The sequence below is a fragment of the Mycolicibacterium chitae genome, assembly GCF_900637205.1.
GTDB lineage: Bacteria > Actinomycetota > Actinomycetes > Mycobacteriales > Mycobacteriaceae > Mycobacterium > Mycobacterium chitae.
In genome coordinates, this window is record NZ_LR134355.1 from 760,205 (window position 1) to 783,146 (window position 22,942).

The 22,942-nt window shown below is 70.2% G+C and carries 25 protein-coding genes and 1 riboswitch; of the genes, 15 read left to right on the forward strand and 10 right to left on the reverse strand.

Features of this window, described 5'->3' with window-relative positions; genetic code table 11:
- Positions 1-10: 10 nt before the first annotated feature.
- From EL338_RS03605 to EL338_RS03620, 4 genes are all read right to left on the reverse strand, one after another.
- Positions 11-1,420 (reverse strand): transglycosylase family protein, encoded by a 1,410-nt coding sequence (locus EL338_RS03605; RefSeq protein ID WP_126332478.1) that lies wholly within the window; start codon positions 1,418-1,420, stop codon positions 11-13.
- Between the two features lie 8 nt (positions 1,421-1,428).
- Positions 1,429-1,578, reverse strand: a riboswitch (cyclic di-AMP (ydaO/yuaA leader).
- 290 nt (positions 1,579-1,868) lie between these two features.
- On the reverse strand, positions 1,869-2,138 hold the full coding sequence (locus EL338_RS03610) for a MoaD/ThiS family protein (protein ID WP_126332479.1): 270 nt from the start codon (positions 2,136-2,138) through the stop codon (positions 1,869-1,871).
- 1 nt (position 2,139) lies between these two features.
- Positions 2,140-3,192, reverse strand: a complete 1,053-nt coding sequence (moaA, locus tag EL338_RS03615; protein WP_126332480.1) for a GTP 3',8-cyclase MoaA — start codon at positions 3,190-3,192, stop codon at positions 2,140-2,142.
- Entirely contained in the window at positions 3,189-3,596 is a 408-nt protein-coding gene (locus EL338_RS03620) for a YccF domain-containing protein (RefSeq protein WP_126332481.1), read from the reverse strand. The genes moaA and EL338_RS03620 overlap by 4 nt, the downstream gene beginning before the upstream one ends.
- A gap of 167 nt (positions 3,597-3,763) precedes the next feature.
- On the opposite strand from EL338_RS03620, the gene EL338_RS03625 reads away from it, so the two are divergent.
- From EL338_RS03625 to EL338_RS03635, 3 genes are read left to right on the forward strand one after another with little or no spacing between them, the layout of a single operon-like run.
- A complete protein-coding gene (locus EL338_RS03625; RefSeq protein ID WP_126336658.1) occupies positions 3,764-4,177 on the forward strand; it encodes a cold-shock protein in 414 nt (137 codons plus the stop codon).
- Positions 4,178-4,205: 28 nt separating this feature from the next.
- Entirely contained in the window at positions 4,206-5,222 is a 1,017-nt protein-coding gene (locus EL338_RS03630; protein ID WP_126332482.1) for a glutathione S-transferase family protein, read from the forward strand.
- 9 nt (positions 5,223-5,231) lie between these two features.
- Positions 5,232-6,002: a deoxyribonuclease IV gene (locus EL338_RS03635; protein ID WP_126332483.1), complete on the forward strand. Its 771-nt coding sequence runs from the start codon at positions 5,232-5,234 to the stop codon at positions 6,000-6,002.
- On the opposite strand, the gene EL338_RS03640 is transcribed toward EL338_RS03635, so the two are convergent.
- Both EL338_RS03640 and EL338_RS03645 read right to left on the reverse strand, forming a co-directional pair.
- A complete protein-coding gene (locus tag EL338_RS03640) occupies positions 5,999-6,523 on the reverse strand; it encodes a DUF2771 domain-containing protein (RefSeq protein WP_126332484.1) in 525 nt (174 codons plus the stop codon). The genes EL338_RS03635 and EL338_RS03640 overlap by 4 nt on opposite strands.
- Entirely contained in the window at positions 6,520-8,196 is a 1,677-nt protein-coding gene (locus EL338_RS03645; protein WP_435404885.1) for an MFS transporter, read from the reverse strand. Before EL338_RS03645 ends, EL338_RS03640 begins: the two co-directional genes overlap by 4 nt.
- Before the next feature lie 88 nt (positions 8,197-8,284).
- Here EL338_RS03645 and EL338_RS03650 point away from each other — a divergent pair, with 88 nt between their 5' ends.
- Positions 8,285-9,139: a DUF3027 domain-containing protein gene (locus EL338_RS03650; RefSeq protein ID WP_126332486.1), complete on the forward strand. Its 855-nt coding sequence runs from the start codon at positions 8,285-8,287 to the stop codon at positions 9,137-9,139.
- Here the strand turns inward: EL338_RS03650 and EL338_RS03655 are convergent.
- A complete protein-coding gene (locus EL338_RS03655) occupies positions 9,114-9,575 on the reverse strand; it encodes an SRPBCC family protein (protein WP_126332487.1) in 462 nt (153 codons plus the stop codon). The two genes, EL338_RS03650 and EL338_RS03655, sit on opposite strands and share 26 nt — an antisense overlap.
- A gap of 14 nt (positions 9,576-9,589) precedes the next feature.
- Positions 9,590-9,856, reverse strand: a complete 267-nt coding sequence (locus tag EL338_RS03660) for a DUF2530 domain-containing protein (protein WP_126332488.1) — start codon at positions 9,854-9,856, stop codon at positions 9,590-9,592.
- A gap of 90 nt (positions 9,857-9,946) precedes the next feature.
- Here EL338_RS03660 and EL338_RS03665 point away from each other — a divergent pair, with 90 nt between their 5' ends.
- The 3 genes from EL338_RS03665 to EL338_RS03675 are packed head-to-tail and all read left to right on the forward strand — an operon-like array spanning position 9,947 to position 11,475.
- Entirely contained in the window at positions 9,947-10,378 is a 432-nt protein-coding gene (locus tag EL338_RS03665; RefSeq protein ID WP_126332489.1) for an Rv0880 family HTH-type transcriptional regulator, read from the forward strand.
- Positions 10,375-11,193, forward strand: a complete 819-nt coding sequence (locus EL338_RS03670) for a TrmH family RNA methyltransferase (protein WP_126332490.1) — start codon at positions 10,375-10,377, stop codon at positions 11,191-11,193. The genes EL338_RS03665 and EL338_RS03670 overlap by 4 nt, the downstream gene beginning before the upstream one ends.
- A 9-nt stretch (positions 11,194-11,202) precedes the next feature.
- Positions 11,203-11,475: a DUF2537 domain-containing protein gene (locus EL338_RS03675; RefSeq protein ID WP_126332491.1), complete on the forward strand. Its 273-nt coding sequence runs from the start codon at positions 11,203-11,205 to the stop codon at positions 11,473-11,475.
- A 22-nt stretch (positions 11,476-11,497) separates the two neighbouring features.
- On the opposite strand, the gene sepH is transcribed toward EL338_RS03675, so the two are convergent.
- Entirely contained in the window at positions 11,498-12,328 is an 831-nt protein-coding gene (gene sepH / locus EL338_RS03680; RefSeq protein ID WP_126332492.1) for a septation protein SepH, read from the reverse strand.
- Positions 12,329-12,491: 163 nt separating this feature from the next.
- Positions 12,492-13,610 (reverse strand): phosphoserine transaminase, encoded by a 1,119-nt coding sequence (gene serC / locus EL338_RS03685; protein WP_126332493.1) that lies wholly within the window; start codon positions 13,608-13,610, stop codon positions 12,492-12,494.
- Between the two features lie 208 nt (positions 13,611-13,818).
- Here serC and EL338_RS03690 point away from each other — a divergent pair, with 208 nt between their 5' ends.
- The 8 genes from EL338_RS03690 (at position 13,819) to EL338_RS03725 (ending at position 22,918) form a co-directional block, all read left to right on the forward strand.
- Entirely contained in the window at positions 13,819-14,847 is a 1,029-nt protein-coding gene (locus EL338_RS03690) for an AurF N-oxygenase family protein (RefSeq protein WP_126332494.1), read from the forward strand.
- A 10-nt stretch (positions 14,848-14,857) separates the two neighbouring features.
- Positions 14,858-16,534: an FAD-dependent oxidoreductase gene (locus EL338_RS03695; RefSeq protein ID WP_126332495.1), complete on the forward strand. Its 1,677-nt coding sequence runs from the start codon at positions 14,858-14,860 to the stop codon at positions 16,532-16,534.
- A 110-nt stretch (positions 16,535-16,644) separates the two neighbouring features.
- Complete coding sequence (locus tag EL338_RS03700; protein WP_163791999.1) at positions 16,645-17,661, forward strand: amidohydrolase family protein; 1,017 nt, start codon at positions 16,645-16,647, stop codon at positions 17,659-17,661.
- Positions 17,658-18,809 (forward strand): Gfo/Idh/MocA family protein, encoded by a 1,152-nt coding sequence (locus EL338_RS03705; RefSeq protein ID WP_126332497.1) that lies wholly within the window; start codon positions 17,658-17,660, stop codon positions 18,807-18,809. Before EL338_RS03700 ends, EL338_RS03705 begins: the two co-directional genes overlap by 4 nt.
- A gap of 26 nt (positions 18,810-18,835) precedes the next feature.
- On the forward strand, positions 18,836-19,918 hold the full coding sequence (locus EL338_RS03710) for a Gfo/Idh/MocA family protein (protein WP_126332498.1): 1,083 nt from the start codon (positions 18,836-18,838) through the stop codon (positions 19,916-19,918).
- Positions 19,915-20,994 (forward strand): amidohydrolase family protein, encoded by a 1,080-nt coding sequence (locus EL338_RS03715; protein ID WP_126332499.1) that lies wholly within the window; start codon positions 19,915-19,917, stop codon positions 20,992-20,994. Before EL338_RS03710 ends, EL338_RS03715 begins: the two co-directional genes overlap by 4 nt.
- A complete protein-coding gene (locus EL338_RS03720) occupies positions 20,991-22,046 on the forward strand; it encodes an Ldh family oxidoreductase (protein WP_126332500.1) in 1,056 nt (351 codons plus the stop codon). The genes EL338_RS03715 and EL338_RS03720 overlap by 4 nt, the downstream gene beginning before the upstream one ends.
- The gene (locus EL338_RS03725; protein WP_126332501.1) at positions 22,043-22,918 is read left to right on the forward strand and encodes a fumarylacetoacetate hydrolase family protein; all 876 of its coding nucleotides are present in this window, start codon (positions 22,043-22,045) and stop codon (positions 22,916-22,918) included. The genes EL338_RS03720 and EL338_RS03725 overlap by 4 nt, the downstream gene beginning before the upstream one ends.
- The last annotated feature ends 24 nt before the right edge of the window (positions 22,919-22,942 follow it).

Genomic DNA, 22,942 nt, shown 5'->3' on the forward strand with positions numbered 1-22,942 from the left:
AAGCCGACGCTCAGGCCGGCGGCGCCACCGGTGCCGGAGCGGGTGCGTCCACCGGAAGCGGCGCGGGAGCCGGTGCGTCAACCGGCGCCACGGGACCCGTCGGCGTGTTCGGGGTCAGCGGAGCCTGCGCGGGCGGCTGCGAGGTCAGCGGCCGCTGCGCCAGCGCCAGCAGCATGTCGTTGCCGTTGATCTCCTGCGTCTGCACCGCGTGCCACAGCTCGCGCAGGTAGGTCAGGTTCGGCTGGTTGTTCGGCGTCGGCGGCACGACCGAGGCGCCGGGCGGGAGGTTGTCCGGGCTCGGCAGGTGCGGGATGGCCTCGGCCGCGATGGTCGGCATCTCGCCGGACGCGAGCTGGTTGGCCGCGTCGAAGGCCGGGGCCGGGATGTCGACGTTGGCCAGCGGTGCCATCGGATCGGCCGGGGCGGGTGCGGGCGCCGGCGGCAGGGCCGGATCGACCGGGGCCTGCGGCACGTTGAGCGACCACTTCTGCGGTCCGGGTGCCGCGTTCGGGTCGGCGTGCGTCCAGTCGGCGGGGTCCACGACCGGGGCCGGGGCCTCGAGCGATGCCTGCTCGACGACGGCTTCCTCGACGGGCGGGGCCACGAAGTCGACCGGGACGGCTTCGGGGGCCGGCGGCGGGGGCGGGGGAGGCGCGATGTCGACGGGCGGGGCCGGGGGCGCCTCGGGCGCCGGGGGGAGGCCCTCGGGGGCCGGGGGTGCGGCGAAGTCGACCGGGACGGCCTCGGGGGCCGGCGGCGGGGGCGGGGGAGGTGCGATGTCGACGGGCGGGGCCGGGGGCGCCTCGGGTGCGGGCGGCAGGACCTCGGGGGCCGGCGGGAGACCCTCGGGCGCCGGGGGTGCGGCGAAGTCGACCGGGACGGCGTCGGGAGCCGGCGGCGGCGGCGGGGGAGGTGCGATGTCGACCGGCGGGGCGGGCGGTGCCTCGGGCGCCGGCGGGAGACCCTCGGGGGCGGGCGGCAGCGGCGCGCCCAGCGGGGCCGGCGCACCGGCCTCTTCGGCGGGAGCCTCGGTGGTGTCGACGACGTTGCGCGGGGTCGGGCCCGACAGGCCACGGCCGCACACCGGCCAGGCGCCCTTGCCCTGGGTGGCGAGCACGCGCTCGGCCACCGCGATCTGCTGCTCCTTGGTGGCCTGGTGGGCCCGGGCGGCGAACTCGCCGCCGCCGTGACCGGACCAGGTGCCGGGGGCGAACTGCAGGCCGCCGTGATAGCCGTTGCCGGTGTTGATGGCCCAGTTACCGCCGGACTCGCAGCGGGCGACGGTGTCCCACTCGGCGTCGGTCGCTGCGCCGGCCTGACTGGCCAGGCCCAGACCGGTCCCACCGATCACGGCGCCGGTGAAGGCGATCTTCGCTACGTTCTTGTTCGCCTCGCTGGGCTTACGGTGCCGTCCGCTCATACGTCGGTCAGTCCTCTCTGTGTGCGCCCACGAGGTCAGCTGTCGGGTTCGGGCTGGAGAGGTTGCCCGGCCGCAGTCTTCCCCGCGAACGGTCTGACTTCGGCTTCACCCCTAGGGGCCGCGAGCGGCCCCGGGTCCGATTTCGGCGGACCGGTTGGGTCCCCCGTCTCCATCCGTGGTGTTCGTCGGCCCCTCTGCCCGACGGATGGAGCTCGGCGCAATCAGGAAGAGGAGGGCCCGCCGCTCGGTAACACTCGGCCGGCCAGAGACGACGGTAACTGCTGGCCGACGCTGCGTCACCTTTTGCCCCAAACGGCGTTTCCGCAGGTGGCAAACCTTAAAGAGACTCTAAATGCCCAAGAAATGGCCTGGTTGCTGCAGGTCAGTATCAGCCGCTACCGGCCCGTGGCCATTCCGTTACCGGGTCGTGATGTGACACAAATCACGGTTATCCGCCAGCAAACGGGGGCAGGACGTCGAGGGTTTGTCCGGATTTCAACGTCGTGTCCAGGTCACGCACCGCGATGCCGTCGCACAGATAGGAGCAACGGGCCAGCACCCGCGACAATTCCGGGTCGCGATCGGCCAGGGCGGCGACGACGTCGCGAACGCTGGTGCCGGGACGGAACTCCAGCACCTCTTGTTCGGTGCCGGCGGCCGCGCCCGCGGCCGCGAAGTAGCGCAGCGTCACCGAAATCCCGGTCTGTACGTCGGTCATCTCATCCACCTATCGCACTCATGGGCCGTGCCGGCTGAACGAAGCTCGGGTCGTTGATGCCGTGGCCCGCGGCCTTCTGCCACATCGCCGAACGCCAGGCCGCTTCGATGGCGTCGTCGTCGGAGCCGTCGCGCAGCAGGGCGCGCAGGTCGGTCTCCCTGGTCGCGAAAAGACAGTTGCGCACCTGGCCGTCGGCCGTCAGCCGGGTGCGGTCGCAGGCCGCGCAGAACGCCTCGGACACCGAGGCGATCACACCCACCGTGGCCGACCCGCCGTCGACGCGCCACAGCTGGGCGGGGGCGGATCCGCGCGGCGCGGTGTCCGGGGTCAGCGTGAAGTGCCCGCGCAGGGTCTCGAGGATCTCGGCGGCGGTCAGCACACTGCCGCGTTCCCAGCTGTGCCCCGCGTCCAGCGGCATCTGCTCGATGACCCGCAACTGATAGTCGTGCTGCAGGCAGAACTTCAGCAGCGCCACGACGTCGTCGCGGCCGGTCTGCGGGTCCAGCACCGCGTTGACCTTCACCGGTCGCAGGCCGGCGCGCTGCGCGGCGGCGAGTCCCGCGATGACGTCGTCGAGCCGGTCCCGACGGGTGATCGCCGCGAAGTGGGTGGCGTCGACCGTGTCGAGCGAGACGTTGACCCGGTCCAGGCCGGCCTCGGCCAGGGCCTGGGCCCGGCGGTGCAGCGCGACGCCGTTGGTGGTCAGCGCGATCTGGGGCCGGGGCCGCAGCGCGGCGGTGGCCGCGATGACCCGGTCGAGGTCCTTGGCCAGTAGCGGTTCGCCGCCGGTGAACCGGACATTGGTGATGCCCAGCCGGGTCACGGCGATGCGCAACAGTCGCACCAGTTCCTCGGTGCTCAGCACCTGCTCGGTGGCCAGCCAGTCCAGGCCCTCGGCGGGCATGCAGTAGGTGCAGCGCAGATTGCACCGGTCGGTCAGGGAGACCCGCAGATCGGTGGCCACTCGGCCGAAGGTGTCGATCAGCGGTCCGGAGGCCGGTGCCGCGCCGACCGGCCGGAACACCGTCGGCAGCCCCAACGAAGTCACCGTCATCGCGGCACTCCGATCGGGTCCTGGCGCGCCTGATCCACCGGCACGATGTCCTTGCCGAGCGGCAGCAGCGAGATCGGGATCATCTTCAGATCGGCCAGCGCCAGCGGGATGCCGATGATCGTGACGGCCATCGCGATGGCGCTCAGCAGATGACCGAGCGCCAGCCACCAGCCGAACAGGATGATCCAGATGATGTTGCCGACGAGTGCGCCGGGGCGGGGACCGGGCTTGTCGACGACGGTGCGGCCGAACGGCCACAGCGCGAACGACGCGATGCGTAGCGCCGCGAAGCCGAACGGGATGGTGATGATCAACACGAAGGAGATCAGCGCGGCCAACAGGTATCCCAGGGCCAACCACAGGCCGCCGAAGATCAACCAGATCACGTTCAGTATCAGGCGCATCTCTCCTCCAGCGGTACGGCCAGACTACCGAGTTAACACGGATGTTGGCGGCGGGGTCAGCCGAGTAGGATCAAGCGTCAGTGCGCCCTGCGCAGGCGGGGCGCATTGTTATGTGACGGTGGAGGCCGCCGAGTATCGGCGGCCCGTAAGACAAGCGGGTGAGACCAGTGCCGACCGGCCGGGTGAAGTGGTATGACGCCGAGAAGGGCTTCGGCTTCCTGTCCCAGGAGGAGGGGGAGGACGTCTACGTCCGCGCGTCCGCGCTGCCCGCAGGGGTGGAAAGCCTCAAGGCCGGCCAGCGGGTGGAGTTCGGGGTGGCCGCCGGCCGCCGCGGCCCGCAGGCGCTGAGCCTCAAGCTCATCGATCCGCCGCCCAGCCTGTCCCGGACGCGGCGGGAGGCCGCCGGTCCGCCGGAGCGCAAGCACACCCCCGACGAGTTGCACGGCATGGTCGAGGACATGATCACCCTGCTCGAGGGCACGGTGCAGCCCGAACTCCGCAAGGGGCGCTACCCCGATCGCAAGGTCGCCCGCCGGGTGTCCGAGGTGGTCAAGGCGGTCGCGCACGAACTCGACGCTTAAAGCGCGGGGAGACGGGCATGCTGGTGGCATGCCTGATACCTACGTAGCCAGCGGCGGGGAGTTCAACCGCGACACCAACTACATCACCACCCGCATCACGGCCGACGGCCGCGACGGGTATCCGGTGGAACCCGGCCGGTACCGGTTGATCGTCGCCCGGGCCTGCCCGTGGGCCAACCGGGCGATCATCGTCCGGCGGCTGCTGGGGCTCGAAGGCGTTCTTTCCATTGGGTTTTGCGGTCCCACGCATGATCAGCGCAGCTGGACGTTCGACCTGGACCCGGACGGGCTCGACCCGGTGCTGAAGATCCCGCGGCTGCGCGACGCCTACCTGAAGCGATACCCGGACTACCCGAAGGGCATCACGGTCCCGGCGATCGTCGACGTGCCCACCGGCGAGGTCGTCACCAACGACTTCGCGCAGCTGACGCTGGACCTGTCCACCGAGTGGACCGCGCATCACCGGCCCGGGGCGCCGCAGCTCTATCCCGAGCCGTTGCGCGCCGAGATCGACGAGGTGAGCAAGAGGATCTACACCGAGGTCAACAACGGTGTGTACCGGTGCGGCTTCGCGGGCAGTCAGGACGCCTACGACGCGGCCTACGACCGGTTGTTCACCGCACTGGACTGGCTATCCGAGCGGTTGAGCGGGCAGCGGTACCTGGTCGGGGACACGATCACCGAGGCCGACGTGCGGTTGTTCACCACCCTGGCCCGCTTCGACGCCGTCTACCACGGGCATTTCAAGTGCAACCGACAGAAGCTGACCGAACTACCCGTGCTGTGGGGTTACGCCCGCGACCTGTTCCAGACGCCGGGGTTCGGCGACACCACCGACTTCGTGCAGATCAAGCAGCACTATTACATCGTGCACACCGACGTCAACCCGACGCAGGTGGTGCCCAAGGGGCCCGACCTCTCGGTCTGGCTGACCCCGCACGGCCGAGAAGAACTGGGCGGCAGGCCATTCGGTGACGGCACCCCGCCCGGGCCGACGGCCGAGGGGGAGCGGGTGCCTGCCGGGCACGGGGCCGGTGCTGGCTAGGCTCTGGTCATGGCTCTACTAGGTGCGCACGTCGACTCCGCCGACCCGTTGGCCGCCGCCGCGGCGCGCGACGCCGAGGTGGTGCAGTTCTTCCTGGGCGACCCGCAGGGGTGGAAGAAACCGGCCGAACATCCGCACGCCGAGGCGCTGCGGGACAGTGACGTGGCGATCTACATCCACTCGCCCTACGTCATCAACGTCGCCTCGACCAACAACCGGATCCGGATCCCCAGCCGCAAGATCCTGCATCAGCACGCGGAGGCCGCCGCCGCGATCGGCGCCAAGGGGTTGGTGGTGCACGGCGGGCACGTGACCGCCAAGGACGATCCACAGACCGGAATCGAGAACTGGCGCAAGCTGTTCGAGCGGGCCGAGGAGGCCGGCGGGTTTCCGCTGCCGATCCTGATCGAGAACACCGCCGGCGGCGACAACGCGATGGCGCGCCGCTTCGACCGGTTGGCCATGTTGTGGGATGCCGTCGGTCAGTACGAGCCGGGGTTCGTGCTGGACACCTGCCACGCCTGGGCCGGCGGTGAAGAACTCGCCGACATCGCCGACCGGGTCAAGGCCATCACCGGTCGCATCGATCTGGTGCACGCCAACAACTCCCGCGACGGCTTCGGTTCGGGTGCGGACCGGCACGCCAACTTCGACGCCGGAACCTTCGACTCGGAGTTGATCGCCGCGGTGTGCCGCGACGCCGGGTGCGACGTGATCATCGAGACCCCGTCCGACGGGCACGCCGACGACCTGGCGTTCCTGCGAAAGAGCCTGGCCTAGTCGGAGTTCGACTCGGACGCGGGCGCGTCGCGCTGCTCCCAGACGGTGCGCACCGACCATTCCGCGTGCGGTATCTCGCGGATCTCCCCGTCGACCTCGACCAGGGTGGGCAGCTGTACGGCCAGCCCGGTCAGCCGCCCGCGCTGCGGGTCCACCGTGGCGATGGTGACCGCGAGCCGCTCGCCGGGGGCAAAGGTGAAGATCTGGTCCTGGTCGACCTCCTCGTAGGCCAGGATCATCCGCCACGGCGCCGTGCCGATCGCCGACGGCACCGAAAGCTGCACCGGGTCACTGTGATTGACCGCCAGTTCACCCTGCGTGCCGGCCTCGTAGCACTCGTTGAGGTTCACCACATTGCAGTACAGGTACGGGCCCACCCGCACCGCCTCGCCGTGGGTGAAGGCGCTGATCTCGGGCAGCGACGGGCCGTCGTGGCGGGTCAGCAGCCACGCCGCGACGCCACCGGCGCCGGACGCGAGCACCACCGCGAGGCTGACGAGCACGATCATGATGCGTTTCATTCGCGGTTGCCCACCTGCGACCACACTCTCGTTTCTTCGCGTTCGGTACCGTTCTGGCCGACCTTGACCGGGCGGTTGCCGCCGAGGCCCGGGATCAATGATGCGCCATGGAAACTGAGCACGGTCTGCGCCAGGCCCGGGATCAGCACCGCGCTGATCGCGGTGAATCCCACCCACAGGTCGGTGTAGACCAGCACGCCGATGGCGCCGCCGAGCACCCAGGCCAGCTGCAGCACGGACTCCGACCGGCCGAACGCCGAGGCCCGGGATTCCTCGGGCAGGTCCTGCTGCAGCGAGGCGTCCAGCGAGGCCTTGGCGATGGCGCTGGCACCCGAGGTGACCAGCGTCGCGACGGCCACGACCAGCAGGTTGCCGGTGACCGCGGCGGCCAGCGCGGCGGCGGTGACCGCGATGGCGCAGCGCACCACCAGCACAGCCGGCCGGCCGAGCTTGAGCCGCGCGGCGGTGAAGTTGCCGGCGAAGTTGCCGACTCCGGCGGCGGCGCCGATCAGGCCCAGGATGGCCAGCTGTTCCCAGCCGCTGGCCTCGTGCGACTTCGCGACGAACGCGGGATAGAGGAACAGAAAGCCCACCATCACCTTGACGGTGCAGTTGCCCCACAGCGCGGTGATGACGTTGCGGCCCAGGGGCTGGCGGGGCGCGCGGGCCGGGGTCTGCGCGGCCGCGTCGGGCCGGCGGCGCAGCGCCTCGCCGTAGCGGTCGGAGTCGTGATAGCTCAGCGTCGCGGGGACCTCACCGGCGGTGACCTCCACCCAGCGCGGGATCTGCATCGACAGCCAGATCCCGGCGAGCGAGACGGCCACGAGCACCCACAGCGCGCCGGGCAGCGCGAACAGGCTGGTCAGCCCGTACTCCACCCCGGCGGCGATGCCGCCGCCGACGATCGTGCCGCCGAGCAAGCCGAACATCGTCAGCCGGGAGTTCACCCGGACCAGGTCGATGCTGGGCGGCATCACCCGCGGGGTGACGGCGCTGCGCAGCACCGTGAACGACTTGGACAGCACCATCATCCCGAGCGCGCACGGGTAGAGCACCCAGGACGGGAAGCTGCCGGTGGCGCCGTCGTAGTTGGCGATCAGCACGAAGGCCAGCACGGTGCGCAGCGCGAACGATCCGGCCAGCGCCACCCGCCGGCCGTGCTGCAACCGGTCCAGCGCGGGCCCGATCAGCGGGGCGATAACGGCGAACGGGGCAATGGTGATCAGCAGGTACAGCGCCACGCGGCTCTTGGATTCGGCGGTCGCCGCGGCGAAGAACAGCGTGTTGGCCAGCGCGACGGCCATGGCGGCGTCGACGGCGAAGTTGGCGACCACCGGCCAGGTGAGTGCGGTCAGGCCGGACTTGTCGGCGCCGTCGGCGGTCGCGGCGCGGTGCACCAGGCCGTACATCCGGGTGCCCATCTCGCGGCTGCGCATCGCGGCCGCGCGCGTCACCGTGATGCGGGCGGCGTCGTCGGTGGCCCGGTCCGCCTCGTCGCGGGGCCGATCCGCGCGGCGGCGGTCCTCGTCCAGCGGCGGCAGGTAGCGGTTGTTGCTCGGCGAGGAACGCGGCTTTCGCGGCGGGTCGCTGGGGTAGTTCGCCATCCCCGGATGCTCGCCGGGACGGGGCCGACGCCGGTCCCCGGACCGCGGATCATCTCGACGCCCTGACACGACCTCGATTGTTCCTTATTTCGTCGACTCGGCGCGTCCAGGTGACCGGTGTGGCTACCGCGCCGTTACTGAGGCAGTATTGACCGTGATGGACAGCGGGACCGAAACCACCGAACGACCCACAGCGGAGCCCGGCGCCGGCCACGGCGCCGAGGTGACCGAAGCCTTGGCGGCCGTGCTCAACGGCGCGGTGGAGGCTGCGCGCGAGGCGGTCGAGGACTTCAGCGGCGGCACCGTCGGCGAGTATCTGGGCGTCAGCTACGACGATCCGACCGCGGCCACCCATCGCTTCCTGGCCACCCTGCCCGGCTACCGCGGCTGGCAGTGGGCCGTGGTCGTGGCCGCCTACCCCGGTGCCACCCGCGCCACCATCAGCGAGGTGGCCCTGGTGCCCGGTCCGACGGCGTTGCTGGCCCCGGAGTGGGTGCCGTGGGAGGAGCGGGTGCGTCCCGGCGACCTGGGCCCCGGCGATCTGCTGGCCCCGGCGGCCGACGATCCGCGGCTGGTGCCCGGCTATCTGCTCAGCGGCGACCCGGAGATGGACGAGACCGCGGCCGAGATCGGGCTGGGCCGCCGCCAGGTGATGAGCGCCTGGGGCCGCGACGACGCCGCGCAGCGCTGGCACGACGGGGAGTTCGGCCCGTCCTCGGCGATGGCGCGCGCCACCAAGCGGGTGTGCCGGGACTGCGGCTTCCTGCTTCCGATGGCCGGCGAGCTGGGCACGATGTTCGGGGTGTGCGGTAACGAACTGGCCGCCGACGGCCACGTGGTGGACTTCACCTACGGCTGCGGCGCCCACTCGGACACACCGGCCCCGCCGGGCGGCGCCGGGTCCCCGCAGTTCGACCCCTACGACGACGGGGTGCTCGAGGTGGCGGCCACGCCGAACCCCGAGCAGTCCGACGAGCCGACCGTGCTCAACCCTGTTCCGCCGCCGCTTTGATGCGCGCAAGCGAGACGTTCATGCCGTCGACGAGTTCTTGCTCGAAGCTCGGCACCCCGCCCATCAGCGTCTTGACCAACAGGTTGGACACCGCCGTGGTGCCGTTCTCGGCGTGCCGCGATTCGATCACGCGAGTGCCGCCGCTCGCGGTGGGTTCCAGTTCGTAGCTCCACACCGTGCGGTTGACGTCGACCTTGAAGGCCAGCTTCTGCTGCGGGACGACCTCGGTGATGGTGCAGGTGGTGGGCCAGACCATGAGCTTGTTGCGCCGGTTCAGGTTCAGCGTCCGGGTGCCGGGCCGCACCTGACCGAGCGGCTTCATCAGCCGGCATTGCGGGCTCCAGTCCGGCATCCGACCGAAGTCCGACACCAACTCCCAGACCTTGGACACGGGTGCGTCGATGGTGATCTCGGCTTGCAGCAGCGGGGCGGCCATGGTTCTCCTCGGATTCAGGCGGTGGGCGGTGGGTCGATCAAACCGGTCTGCGCGCCGCGGGCACCGCGGCGGGCGGCGCTGCGCTGCCAGAGGAACACCGACGTCCCGATGACGCCGGTGGCCAGGCCGGCCAGGCAGATGGGCCGCCAGCTCTCCAGCGCGGGAACGGTGAACGCGGCCAGGGTGGCCAGCAGCCACAGCAAAGCCCCGACACCGATCACCCGCCACGGTTCGGTCAGCGCGGTGGGCAACGGCGGGGGTTCGGGAGATTCGGCGGCCATCGGGACCAAAGTAACCGATACGACAACTTAGGTAGACGATCTTCGCATTGGGTGCTGGGTAAAGCTGCTGCTGAAGTATTGTTTTTCCTCGTGATAGATGTCGATGGTCGACTGGTGGGGGATCTTTCGCTGGCGGTGCTCCGGCTCGCGCGGCAGCTGCGTTTCCGCCGTCCGGACTCGCCCGTGTCGCTGTCCCAGCTTTCGGCACTGTCGACCCTGCACAAGGAGGGCGCGATGACGCCCGGCACCCTCGCCATCCGCGAGCGCGTGCGGCCGCCGTCGATGACCCGCGTCATCGCCGCGCTGGCGGAGATGGGTCTGGTGGTGCGGACGCCGCATCCGATCGACGGCCGCCAGGTGCTGGTGTCGGTGTCCGACAGCGGCGTCGAGTTGCTGGAGACCGAGCAGCGCGAGAGTCAGGCGTGGTTGCAGCACCGATTGGGCACGCTGAACTCCGACGAGCGCTCGGTGCTGCTGCGCGCAGCAAAGCTGATGTCGACCATCGTCGACGAAAGAGCGTGAGCGTCAACGTTGTTGATGTCGAGGACGTGGGGGATCCCCGGCTGGACGATTTCCGCGACCTGAACTCGGTGGACCGGCGGCCCGACCTGCCCACCGGTCGGGGCCTGGTGATCGCCGAGGGCGTGTTGGTCGTGCAGCGGATGCTGGCCTCGCGGTTCGCCCCGCACGCCTTGCTGGGTACCGCGCGGCGACTCGAGGAACTGCGCGCCGACCTGGACGGCTCCGACATCCCGTACTACCGGGTCGAACCCACCGTGATGGCCGACGCCGTCGGATTCCACCTGAACCGCGGCGTGCTGGCCGCCGCGCGCCGGCCCGCGGAGTTGAGCCCGGCCGGGGTGGTGGCCCACGCCCGCACCATCGCGGTGCTCGAGGGCGTCAACGATCACGAGAACCTCGGGTCGATCTTCCGCAACGCCGCCGGGCTCGGGGTCGACGGTGTGCTCTTCGGGGCCGGCTGCGCGGACCCGTTGTATCGGCGCGCGGTGCGGGTGTCGATGGGGCACGCCCTGCTGGTGCCCTTCGCCAAGGCGCAGCGCTGGCCCGCCGATCTACACCTGTTGCGGGAGCGGGGATTTCGGCTGCTCGCCATGACGCCGGACCCGGGGGCGGCCACGCTGGCCGACGCCATGACGGAATTGGCCGACGACCGGGTGGCGATCCTCGTCGGTGCCGAGGGGCCGGGGCTGACCGAGACGACGATGCGCGCCAGCGATGTGCGGGTACGCATCCCGATGTCGCGGGGCACCGATTCGCTCAACGTCGCCACGGCGGCGGCGCTGGCCTTCTATGAGCGGGCGCGCTCGGACCATTAGGGTCGCAGCGTGACCGAAGAAGGCACCCCCTGGGGGACCGGGCTGACTGCGGCGGCGTTCGCCGCGGCGGTGACGGCGGCCGCGATCGTGGTCCTCAGCCTCGGACTGATCCGGGTGCATCCGCTGTTGGCGGTGGGGTTGAACCTGATCGCCGTCGGCGGCCTAGCCCCGACGGTGTGGGGCTGGCGGCGCATCCCGGTCGTGCGCTGGTTCGTCCTGGGCAGCGCGGTCGGTGTGGCGGGCGGCTGGCTGGCGCTGTTGGCGTTGGCCGCCGCGGGCTGAGTTGGGGGGCTGGGCGGGGGGCTCAGCGGTCGCCGCTGGAGCGCACCCCGAGCAGCACGTCCTCCCAGGCGGGGACCGCGGGCTTGGCGCGCTTGGCGCGGGCGGGCGGGGCCGTTTCGGCCGCCGGCGCCGGTTCGGGCGAGGCCTTCGGAGTCGCCTTCGGGGCTGCCTTGGGGGCCGGGGCGGGCTGGCCGGGGGCCGGGCTCTCGAACTCCAGCTGGGGCAGCGGGGCGACCGGACGCAGCGGCCGGTCGAAGTCGGGGTCGATCAGCTCGGTCGCGGTGTCATCCAGCGCGGTGACGGTGCCGCCGTGCGCGCCGGGGACGAAGCGGAAGTGTGCGACGTTGTCCGACCGGCCGGCCTTCCACGCCAGCTGCACGGTCCAGCGGCCGTCCTCGTTGCGCCAGGCGTCCCACGCGGTGTCGTCGGGGTTGAGCCCGCGGTTGACCAGCGCGGTGGTGACCGATTCCAGCAGGGTCAGGACGGCCGGTCCGTCGGCGAGCACGGGGTGCGCCGCGGTGGCCAGTTCGGCGGCCCGGGCGCGTTCGAGCAGGACGGGGTGTGCGAAGCGTTCGATCTTCGACAGTTCCGCGCCGCTGGCCTCGGCCAGCTGCTCGACGGATGCCCCGGCACGGATCCGGGCTTGAATATCCTTGGGACGCAGCACGCTTCTGACCTCGATGTCGATTTGTGTCTGACCGACTCGGGAGGCGTCACCGCGGACGGCAGCGCGGAGCCGGTCGTCGACGCGCAGCCGGAACTTGGTGGGCCCGCCGGCCGCGGCCGGAGCGTCGTCCTCGCAGATGATGTGTCGGCCGTCGACGTCGAGTCCAACAACTTTCAGATCTCGCATGTCGACCTCCTTGGGATCACCGTGCCGGACCCGCTTGGTGCGGACCTTACTGCAGCCCGATCGTTATCCCGGTGTGACACGCGGGGCCCAGCCCGACTGTGCTTTTTGATCCGCAAAACGCCCGTGATGCGGATGGATCCGCACAGTCGCGGCAAGGGCGCGGTCAGAGCCGCTCGACGACCCAGTCCACGCAGGCCGTCAGCGCGCTGACGTCGTCGGGGTCGATGGCGGGGAACATCGCGACGCGCAACTGGTTGCGGCCCAGCTTGCGATACGGCTCGGTGTCGACGATGCCGTTGGCGCGCAGCGTCTTGGCCACCGCGGCCGCATCCACGTCGTCGTTGAAGTCGATGGTGCCGACCACCTGCGAGCGCAGCGCCGGATCGGCGACGAAGGGCGTCGCGAACGAGGCGGCCTCGGCCCAGGAGTACAGCCGCTGGGCCGAGTCCGCGGTGCGCTGCACGGCCCAGTCCAGCCCGCCGTTGCCGTTGAGCCAGTCGAGCTGCTCGGCCATGAGCAGCAGCGTCCCGATGGCCGGTGTGTTGTAGGTCTGGTTCTTCAGGCTGTTGTCGACGGCGATCGGCAGCGACAGGAACTCCGGCACCCAGCGGCCCACGGCGCTGATCGCCTCGACCCGGGCCAGCGCGGCCGGCGACATGATGGCCAGCCACAGCCCGCCGTCGCTGGCGAAGTTCTTCTGCGGGGCGAAGTAGTAGGCGTCGACGTCGTTGATGTCGACGGGCAGGCCGCCGGCGCCGGAGGTGGCGTCGATGACGATCAGCTTGCCGTCCGAGCCCGCGGGGCGGGACACAGGGACCGCGACCCCGGTCGAGGTCTCGTTGTGGGCCCAGGCGATGACGTCCACCGACGGGTCGGACTGCGGGGCCGGGGCGGTGCCCGGGTCGGCCTTGACCACGACGGGGTCGCCGACGAACGGGTTCTTGGCGACCGCCGAGGCGAACTTCGCGCTGAACTCACCGAAGGTCAGGTGCAGGGAACGCTGATCGATCAGGCCGAAGGCCGCGGCGTCCCAGAACGCAGTCGAGCCGCCGTTGCCCAGGATGACCTCGTACCCCTCGGGCACGGCGAACAGCTGGCGCACGCCGTCGCGGACCCGACCGACGAGGTTCTTCACCGGGGCCTGGCGATGCGAGGTGCCGAACAGCTCGGCACCCTTGCTGACCAGGGCCTGCAGCTGCGCGTCGCGCACCTTCGACGGCCCACACCCGAACCGGCCGTCGGCGGGCTTGAGGTGGTCGGGAATCGTCAACTGATCAGCCATGACCATCAGCGTAGACAGCGGCGGGCGCCGGCAGAAATGCGGCTTCGGCGCGAAAAACGGGTACGCAGTGAGAACGGTGGACAACCGGGCCTCACTATGAGGTAGCCCACAGCGAATTGCGCACGGTTCGGCTATGGAGTTTTGGCGATACCTGCGGTACCGTTGCTGGACATCTAGCGGCCCGATGTAAACCTCAGGGAGGCTTCACATGGCACGTACGAAGATGATTCGACGGTGGCGTCGCAATATGGACGTTCTCGACGACCAGCCGTATGTCGACATGCTCACCACACTGTCCGAGGGGTCGGTGCGGCGGAACTTCAATCCCTACACCGACATCGACTGGGATTCCCCGGAGTTCGCGGTGACCCCCAACGATCCGCGCTGGGTCTTGACCGACACTGACCCGCTGGGCCGGCACCCCTGGTACCAGGCGCAGCCGTTGGAGCGGCAGATCGAGATCGGGATGTGGCGCCAGGCCAATGTCGCCAAGGTCGGCCTGCACTTCGAGTCGATCCTGATCCGCGGCCTGATGAACTACGCGTTCTGGGTGCCCAACGGTTCCCCGGAATACCGCTACTGCCTGCACGAATCGGTCGAAGAGTGCAACCACACCATGATGTTCCAGGAGATGGTGAACCGCATCGGCGCCGACGTTCCCGGCATGCCCCGGATGCTCAAGTGGCTCTCGGCCTTCATCCCGCTGGCGGCCGGCCCGCTGCCCATCGTGTTCTTCTTCGGCGTGCTCGCCGGCGAGGAACCCATCGACCACACCCAGAAGAACGTGCTGCGCGAGGGCCGCACCCTGCACCCGATCATGGAGCGGGTGATGGCGATCCACGTCGCCGAGGAGGCCCGGCACATCTCGTTCGCGCACGAGTACCTGCGCAAGCGGGTGCCGACGATGCGGACGCGCAAGCGGTTCATGCTCTCGCTGCACGTGCCGATCATCATGCGCGTGCTGTGCTCGGCGATCCTCAAGCCGCCGCGCAGCTTCTGGCGCGAGTTCGACATCCCCAAGTCGGTCAAGCGCGAGGTGTTCTTCCGCTCGCCGGAGGCCCGGCAGATGCTGTCCGAGGTGTTCGCCGACGTGCGGATGCTGTGCCACGACACGGGGCTGATGAATCCGGCCGCCAAGCTGATGTGGAAGCTGTGCAAGATCGACGGCGCACCGTCGCGCTACCGCAGCGAGCCCGCGCGGGCCCACCTGACGGTGGCCGAGAAGATCTCGGCCTGAGCGGAATCGGATGCCCCACGTCATCACCCAGTCGTGTTGCAGCGACGGGTCGTGCGTCTACGCGTGCCCGGTCAACTGCATTCATCCCTCACCGGATGAGCCCGGGTTCGCCACCACCGAGATGCTCTACATCGACCCGGAGGCCTGCGTCGACTGCGGCGCCTGCGTCAGCGCCTGCCCGGTCGGGGCGATCGCCCCGGCGTCGCGGCTGACGCCCGAGCAGCTGCCGTTCATCGAACTCAACGCCGGCTTCTACCCGCCGCGGCCGCCGGGGCAGAAGCTGCCGCCGACCTCCAAGCTGGCCCCGGTGATCCCGGCGCCGCAGGTGCGTTCCGGCCGCAGCCCGCTGACCGTGGCGATCGTCGGCTCCGGTCCGGCGGCGATGTATGCCGCCGACGAACTGCTCACGCAGCCCGACGTGCGGGTCAACGTGTTCGAAAAGCTGCCCACCCCATACGGTTTGGTCCGCGCGGGGGTGGCGCCGGATCATCCCAGCACCAAGCGGGTGACAGCGCTGTTTGACCGGATCACCCGGCGCAAGGGCTTCACGTTCTTCCTCAACGTGGAGGTCGGCGAGCACCTGAGCCACAGCGATCTGTTGGCCCATCACCACGCAGTGCTCTACGCCGTGGGTGCGCCGAATGACCGGCGCCTCGACATCGACGGCATGGGGCTGCCGGGCACCGACACCGCCACGGAGTTGGTGGGGTGGTTCAACGGCCACCCGGACTTCACCGATCTGCCGGTCCACCTCGATCAGGAACGCGTGGTGGTCATCGGCAACGGCAACGTCGCACTCGACGTGGCGCGCATCCTCACCGCTGACCCCGACGAACTGGCCCGCACCGACATCGCCGATCACGCGTTGGCGCGGCTGCGGAACTCGCGGGTGCGCGAGGTCGTCATCGCCGCCCGCCGGGGCCCGGCGGACTCGGCCTTCACGCTGCCCGAACTGATCGGTCTGACCGCCAAGGCCGAGGTGGTGCTCGACCCCGACGACCACGAACTGGTGCAGCGCGATCTGGCCGCGTTGGGGACCGGCCCCGAGGATCGGCTGACCCGGGCAAAGCTCGACGTGCTCAGCAAGCTGGGCAGCAGCGATTCGCCGCTGACCCGGCCCCGCATCCGGTTGGCGTATCGGCTGACCCCGGCCCGCATCGTCGGCGCGGACCGCGCCGACGGCATCGAGTTCACCGTCACCGGCACCGATGGGTCCCGGCGCATCGACGCGGGCATGGTGCTGACCTCGATCGGGTACCGCGGCAGGGCCGTGCGGGACCTGCCGTTCGACGACGACGCCGGTGTGGTGCCCAACGACGGCGGCCGGGTGTCCGGCGCCCGCAGCGCCTATGTCGCCGGCTGGATCAAGCGCGGACCGACCGGGTTCATCGGCACCAACAAGTCCTGCGCGCAGCAGACGGTGCAGCAACTCGTCGCCGACTACAACGACGGGGTGCTGGCCGATCCGGTGGACCGCCCCGGGGCCCTGGCCAAGCTGGTGGCTGCCCGCCGACCCGCCGCGATCGACCTGGCGGGCTGGCGCGCCATCGACGCCGCCGAGATCGCCCGCGGCGACGGGATCCGCCCGCGGAACAAGTTCACCGACGTGCCGTCGATGCTCGCCGCCGCCGCGGCCGCGCCGAAACCCTCGGTACGTCAACGTATTCTGGCGGGCCTGCGCCGATAGGCCGGTAACGTCGCCGCCCACGGTCTATGTCGGTGGGCGGGAACGGGCCCGCCCCAACATCACGTCCCACGACAGTGCGGCGGGCTACTGCCCGTCCTAGTCTTCGGGGCATGAGTAGGGCCACCCGCACAGACGGTCCCGTTATCGACATCCACTGCCACCGGGAGTGCGCGCCGGCCAATGATCTGATGGCCGAGGCCCAGCGGGCGGCCGGCAAGGTCGCGCTGGGACACGGCAATCCGACGACGCAGGCCGTCAACCGCCGGCAACTCGAGACCATCCGCCCCAAGATGGATCTGCTCGACGTCCGGCTGGAAGACATGGACCGGATGGGCGTCGACATCCAGGCCGTGGCCGTCGCGGTGTACCAGTACTACTACTGGGCCGATCCCGAACTCGGCGCCAAGGTGGCCCGCATCGTCAACGAGGAGTTCGTCGAGGCGACCGGGCGGTACCCGGGCCGGTTCCTGCCGCTGGGCACGGTGCCGTTGCAGGACACCGAGGCCGCGATCCAGGAGTTGCGTTACCTGGCAACCGAACTCGGCATGCGGGGCATCGAGATCGGCACCCACGTCGAGGGTGAGGAGATCTCGAGCCCCCGGCTGGCGCCGTTCTGGGCCGAGGTCGAGGCGCTCGACCTGCTGGTGGTGGTGCACACCCAGGGCGCCACCCACCCGCAGCGCCTGGCCGACCACAACTTCGTCAACATCGTGGGCCACGCGTTCGAGGCGACCCTGGCGACGGCGCACCTGATCTTCGCCGGTGTCGTCGAACGGCATCCGGCGCTGAAGATCGTCGTCGTCCACGGCGGCGGCTACCTGCCGGCCTACGCCGGCCGGCTGGACCACGGCTGGCGGGCCCGCGAGGACGTGCGGGAGGGGCTGCCGCATCCGCCCAGCACGTACCTGCGCAAATTCTTCTTCGACACCATGGTTTTCGAGCCCGGACAGGTCGAGTACCTGACCAACCTGTACGGCGCCGACCACGTCATGCTCGGCACCGACTACCCCTACGACATGGGGGACGACGACCCGCTGGCCCTGCTCGGGGCGTGCTCCGGGCTGGACCAGGACCAGATCGACCTCATCGCCGGCGGCAACGCGGCCCGACTGCTAGGACTCGTATGACCAACACACTCAAGGCGCACGGCGAGGTCGGCCTCGCGATCATCGGCTGCGGGACGGTGGGACGGATCCGGGCCAAGCTGGCCCGCGAGTACCCGGGCATCGGCTGGCTCGGCCTGTGCGACGTCGACGAGTTGACCCTGAAGGACCTCGAGACCGATACCGAGGCCGACTTCGCCACCACCAACCTCGACGAGTTGCTCGCGCGGCCCGAGGTCGGCGCGGTCATCGTGGCCACCGACGAGCGCGAGCACGTCGAGCCCATCCTGAAATCCGTCGAACTCGGCGTCCCGATGTTCATCGAAAAGCCGTTGGCCACCAATCCCATCGAGTCCGCACACGTGCTGGCCGCCATCGAGGCCGCCGGCATCGACGCCGTCGTCGGCTACACCCAACGGTTCCGCCGCCGCTTCCAGACCGTCAAGCAGCGGTTGCGGGACGGGCAGATCGGCGACGTGACGACGGTCGTGACCCGGGCGTTCATGAACCGCATGGTGCCCGAGGCGACGCTGCGCAAGATCCCGGAGGGCCCGCTGCGCGGGGCCCTGACCCCGATGGTGGTCTCCGGCACGCACAGCCTCGACATGAGCATGTGGCTGCTCGAGGGCCGCCGACCGGTGGAGGTCTACGCCCGGTCGACCGACCGCACCCTGGGGCCGATCGGCACCAAGGACGGCACGTCGGGCATCTTCAGTTTCGACGACGGCGTGGTGTTCAGCATGAACATCAACTGGGCGCTGCCCACCCAGTGGCCCGGCGCGGTGTACGGCCTGGAGGTCGGGATCGTCGGCACCCGCGGCGTGATCGACATCGAGGACACCCACCGCGACGTCATCCTGGCCTCCGAGATCGGCCAACCCGCCGGCTACGACAGCCGCGGTTTCGAACCGCCCGCCGCCCGCCACGTCGACTTCGTCGGCAGCTACCCGCCGGGCGACGTCTCCGACGGCCTGCTGTGGGGACCGATGCGCGAGGAGACCACCACCTGGTACGCGCGGGTGTGCCGCGGCGTACCCACCCCGCACGCGACGGCCGCCGATGGGCACGCCAACCTGCTGCACACCATGGCCATGGACCTGTCCGCCCGCACCGGAAAGCCGGTGCCGCTACCGGTTTCGGCCGACGAACTGCTCGCCGGCCTGCAGCCCTGATCACCGACGAGGAAAAGGATCCCAGCATGCGACAGATCAATCTCGGCATCATCGGCACCGGTTGGTGCGGCGGGATCCGCGCCGTGACCGCCGCGCGCAGCGGCCTGGTCGACCAACTGCACCTCGCCGAGGTCGACGCCGATCGACTGGCCGAGATGGCCCGGCAGACCGACCCGACCACCGCCACGGCGCGGTGGGAGGACATCGTCGAGAATCCGGCCATCGATGCGGTCGTGGTCTCGGCGACCCCCGAGCACCTGCACCACCCGATGACCAAGGCGGCCCTCGAGGCGGGTAAGCACGTCCTGTTGGAGAAGCCGATCGCGCTGACGCTGGCCGAGGCCGACGAACTGATCGACCTCGCCGAGGCGCGCGGTGTGAAGCTCACCATCGGGTACTCGCAGCGGTTCAACGCCAAGCAGGCGATGATCAAGCGGTCGATCAACGACGGCGCGCTCGGCGATGTCACCAGCATCCTGCTCAGTCGGCACATCACCCGCAGCCTCGGTGCCAAGATCTCGTCGCGGACCAAACTGTCGCCCGCAGCCATGGAGGCCACCCACGACCTCGACTTCGCGTTCTGGTGCCTGGAACCCCGCCGGCCGGTGCGGGTGTACTCGCAGAACGCCTGGGGTGTCCGCAAGGACACCCTCGGCGCCCCCGACACGCAGTACCTGGTGATCACCATGGACGACGGCGTGGTGGTCAACGTGGGAGCCGGAATGTCGCTGCCGCCAGGCTATCCCAACGCGTCGACCACCTGGATCGAGGTGATCGGCACCGACGGGGCGATCCTCGCCGACGCCAGCCACCGCGACATCGTGCTCAACACCGTCGCCGACGGTGTGCAGTTCCCGCTGTCCACCATGCCCGGCGAGTTCGTGGACCACGTCTACGCCGGGCCGATGGAACGCGAGACGACGCACTTCATCGAGGCCGTTGCCTTCGACCGCCCGGTCATGGTCGACGCCCGGCTGGCGCGCGTCACCATGGAGGTCTACCTCGCCGCGGATCTGTCCGCCGAGCGGAATCAGGTGGTCGAACTCCCGCTGTCGCCGGCCGACGTCGGCGCCGCACTCGCCGCCGAACCGGCCTACAGCGGCGCATGAGCCGCCCACCCGAGTGGTGGCCGGAACTGGCACCGCGCATCGAGAGGTCGCGGGCGCCCAAGCCTCCCGGGCCGTGCGTCGACGCGCACACCCACCTCTCGGTGAAATCCGCGGCGGCCGTGGCGAAACCGTTCTTCCGGCCGGAGTATGAGCCCCGGCAGCTGTACTCGTCACCGGAGACCATGCGCTACAACACCGAGTACCGCGCCAGTCCGCTCAACACCGCCCAGTTCGAGGACGCCGAACAGCGGCTGGCCGACATGGATGCCCAGGGCGTCGACGCCCAGGTGCTGGCGGTGCCGCCCACGGAGTACTTCTATTGGCTCGACGAAACCGAGGCCCGCCGTGCCAACCGGTTGCAGCACGAACGCCTCGCCGAGGTGGTGCACACATGGCCGCAGCGGTTCGCCGCGGTCGCCAACCCGCCGATGAACCATCCGGGCCTGGCCGTGGAGACGCTGCGGGAGGCGCACCGGGACTTCGGCTTTCGCGGCGCGCAGATCAGCGCCGACGTGCTGGGCCTCGATCTGGACGACCGGCGCTTCGACCCGGTGTGGCAGACGGTGGTGGAACTGGACATGACCGTGATCCTGCATCCGCAGGGCTTCACGCACGGCGAGCGGTTCAGCGACTACTACCTGGTGAACGTGATGTGCATGCCGCTGGCCTCCACGCTCGCGGTGACCCGGATGATCCTGGGCGGGGTGTGGCAGCGGCACCCGGACCTGCGGGTGATGGTCGTGCACGGCGGCGGCTACCTGCCGTTCTACATCGCCCGCACCGATCACGCATGGCGGGTGCGCCCGGAGTTGCGGCATCACCTCGACGTGCCGCCCAGCGAGGTGCTGCGCCGAATCTACGTCGACACCAACGTATTCGACCCCGGCATGGTGGCGCACCTGGCCGCCTACCTCGGGGCCGACCACGTGCTGATGGGTACCGACTATCCCTTCGACATGGGCACCGTCGACCCCGTCGGATTCCTCTCCGGCGTCGCGGTCGCCGAGTCTGACCGCGCCCGCATTCTGGGCGGGAACGCAGCGGAACTCTTCGGAGTCGCCGCGGCGACACCATGACCCGGTACGCCGCCGCAACGCTGAGCGACTTCGCCGCCGCGGCGTTGGGCGCGGTCGGGGTGCCCGCCGACCATGCCCGCACCACCGCCCGACGAATGGTCGAGGCCGATCTGCGCGGGCGCACCGGGCACGGCCTGATCCGGCTCTCCGGCTACGTTCGGCGAATTCGGGCCGGCGGAATCAATGCGACGCCGGTCATCTCGATCCGGCACGAAACCGCGGTGTCGGCGATCGTCGACGGCGACAACGGCCTCGGCCAGGTCGTCATGACCCGCGCGACCGATCTGGCGATCACCAAGGCCGCCGACGCCGGGCTCGCCTGGATCGGCACCGTGCGGTCCAACCACGCCGGCGCCGCCGGCCTGTATGCGCAGCGGGCCGCCGATGCTGGGTTCGTCGCGATGTACCTCGCGGTCGCAAATGCCAACGGCATGCCGCCCTGGGGCGGCACCAACCCGCTGTTGGGTACCAACCCGTTGGCGATAGCCATTCCGGCCCAACCACATCCGTTCGTGCTGGACATCGCGACCAGCGCCGCCTCGCACGGCACCATCAAGGTCGCCGCACAGCAGGGCGCGGCGCTGCCGGTCGGCTGGCTGATCGACTCGGCCGGGCGGCCGATCACCGACCCGGCGCGCATCGACGAGGGCTTCCTGGTGCCGATGGGCGGCTACAAGGGCGCCGGGCTGACCATCGCGATCGGATTACTGGCCGGTGTCATGAACGGCGCGGCGTTCGGTGCCGACGTCGTGGACCATCGCCGTGATGCCGGGACCCCCACCAATACGGGCCAGTCGATCCTGGTGCTACGGCCCGATCTGTTCCGGCCGCGGGACGAGGTGATCGCGGACCTGTCCGGCCAGCTCGAGGCGTTGCGCAATTCGGGCGCTGTCGACGGGGACCGGGTCCGGTTGCCCGGCGATGCCTCGACGCGGACCCGCGCCGAAAACCAGGTGCGGGGCATCGAGCTGCCCGGCAGTCTCGAGGACGACCTCGACCGGCTGTCTCGCGAACTCGGTGTCGAATCTCATCGCAGAGGAGAAAACCCATGAAACTGGTCACCTTTCGACCCCACGGCGGCGCCACCGCGATCGGCGTCGTGGACGGCGACGAGATCGTCCCCCTGGCGGCGGATCCCGAGCTACCCACCGCCATGGTCGAGTTCGTCGCCCTCGGGGACGCCGGCCTGGCCCGGGCCCGCGCACTGATCGGGACGGCCCCGCGGATACCGCTGACCGACGTCGCGATCGCGGCCCCGATCCGCCCCCGCAACAACGTGATGTGCGTGGGGAAGAACTACTACGAGCACGCCGCGGAGTTCGCGGGCAGCGGCTTCGACGCCTCGCAGAAGCAGGTGATCCCCGACGAGCCGGTGATCTTCACCAAGGCGCTGTCGTCGCTGGCCGATCCGGGTGATCCGGTCACGGTCAGCGAGGATCCCACCGAAAGCAGCGACTACGAGGGCGAGCTCGGCGTGGTGATCGGCGCCGGTGGCCGGCACATCCGGGAGGCCGAGGCGTTCGACCACGTCTACGGCTACACCATCGTCAATGACCTCACGGTCCGGGATCTGCAGAAGCGCCACGTGCAGTTCTTCATCGGCAAGAGCGCGCACACCTACTGCCCGATGGGGCCCTATCTGGTGACCGCCGACGACATCGACGACGTCGGTGCGCTGCGGCTGCAGACCCGGGTCAACGGCGAGTTGCGCCAGGACGCGGTGGTCAAGGACCTGATCTTCGACATCCCGCGGCTCATCTCGGCGATCTCGACGGCGGTGGCCCTCGAGCCCGGCGACGTCATCGCGACCGGGACCCCGGCCGGCGTCGGCATCGGTTTCACTCCGCCGCGCTTCCTGCGGCCCGGTGACCTGATGGAGGTCAGCATCGACGGCCTGGGCACGTTGACGAATCGCGCTGTCTAGTACGCCAAGACAGCAGGCAACGTA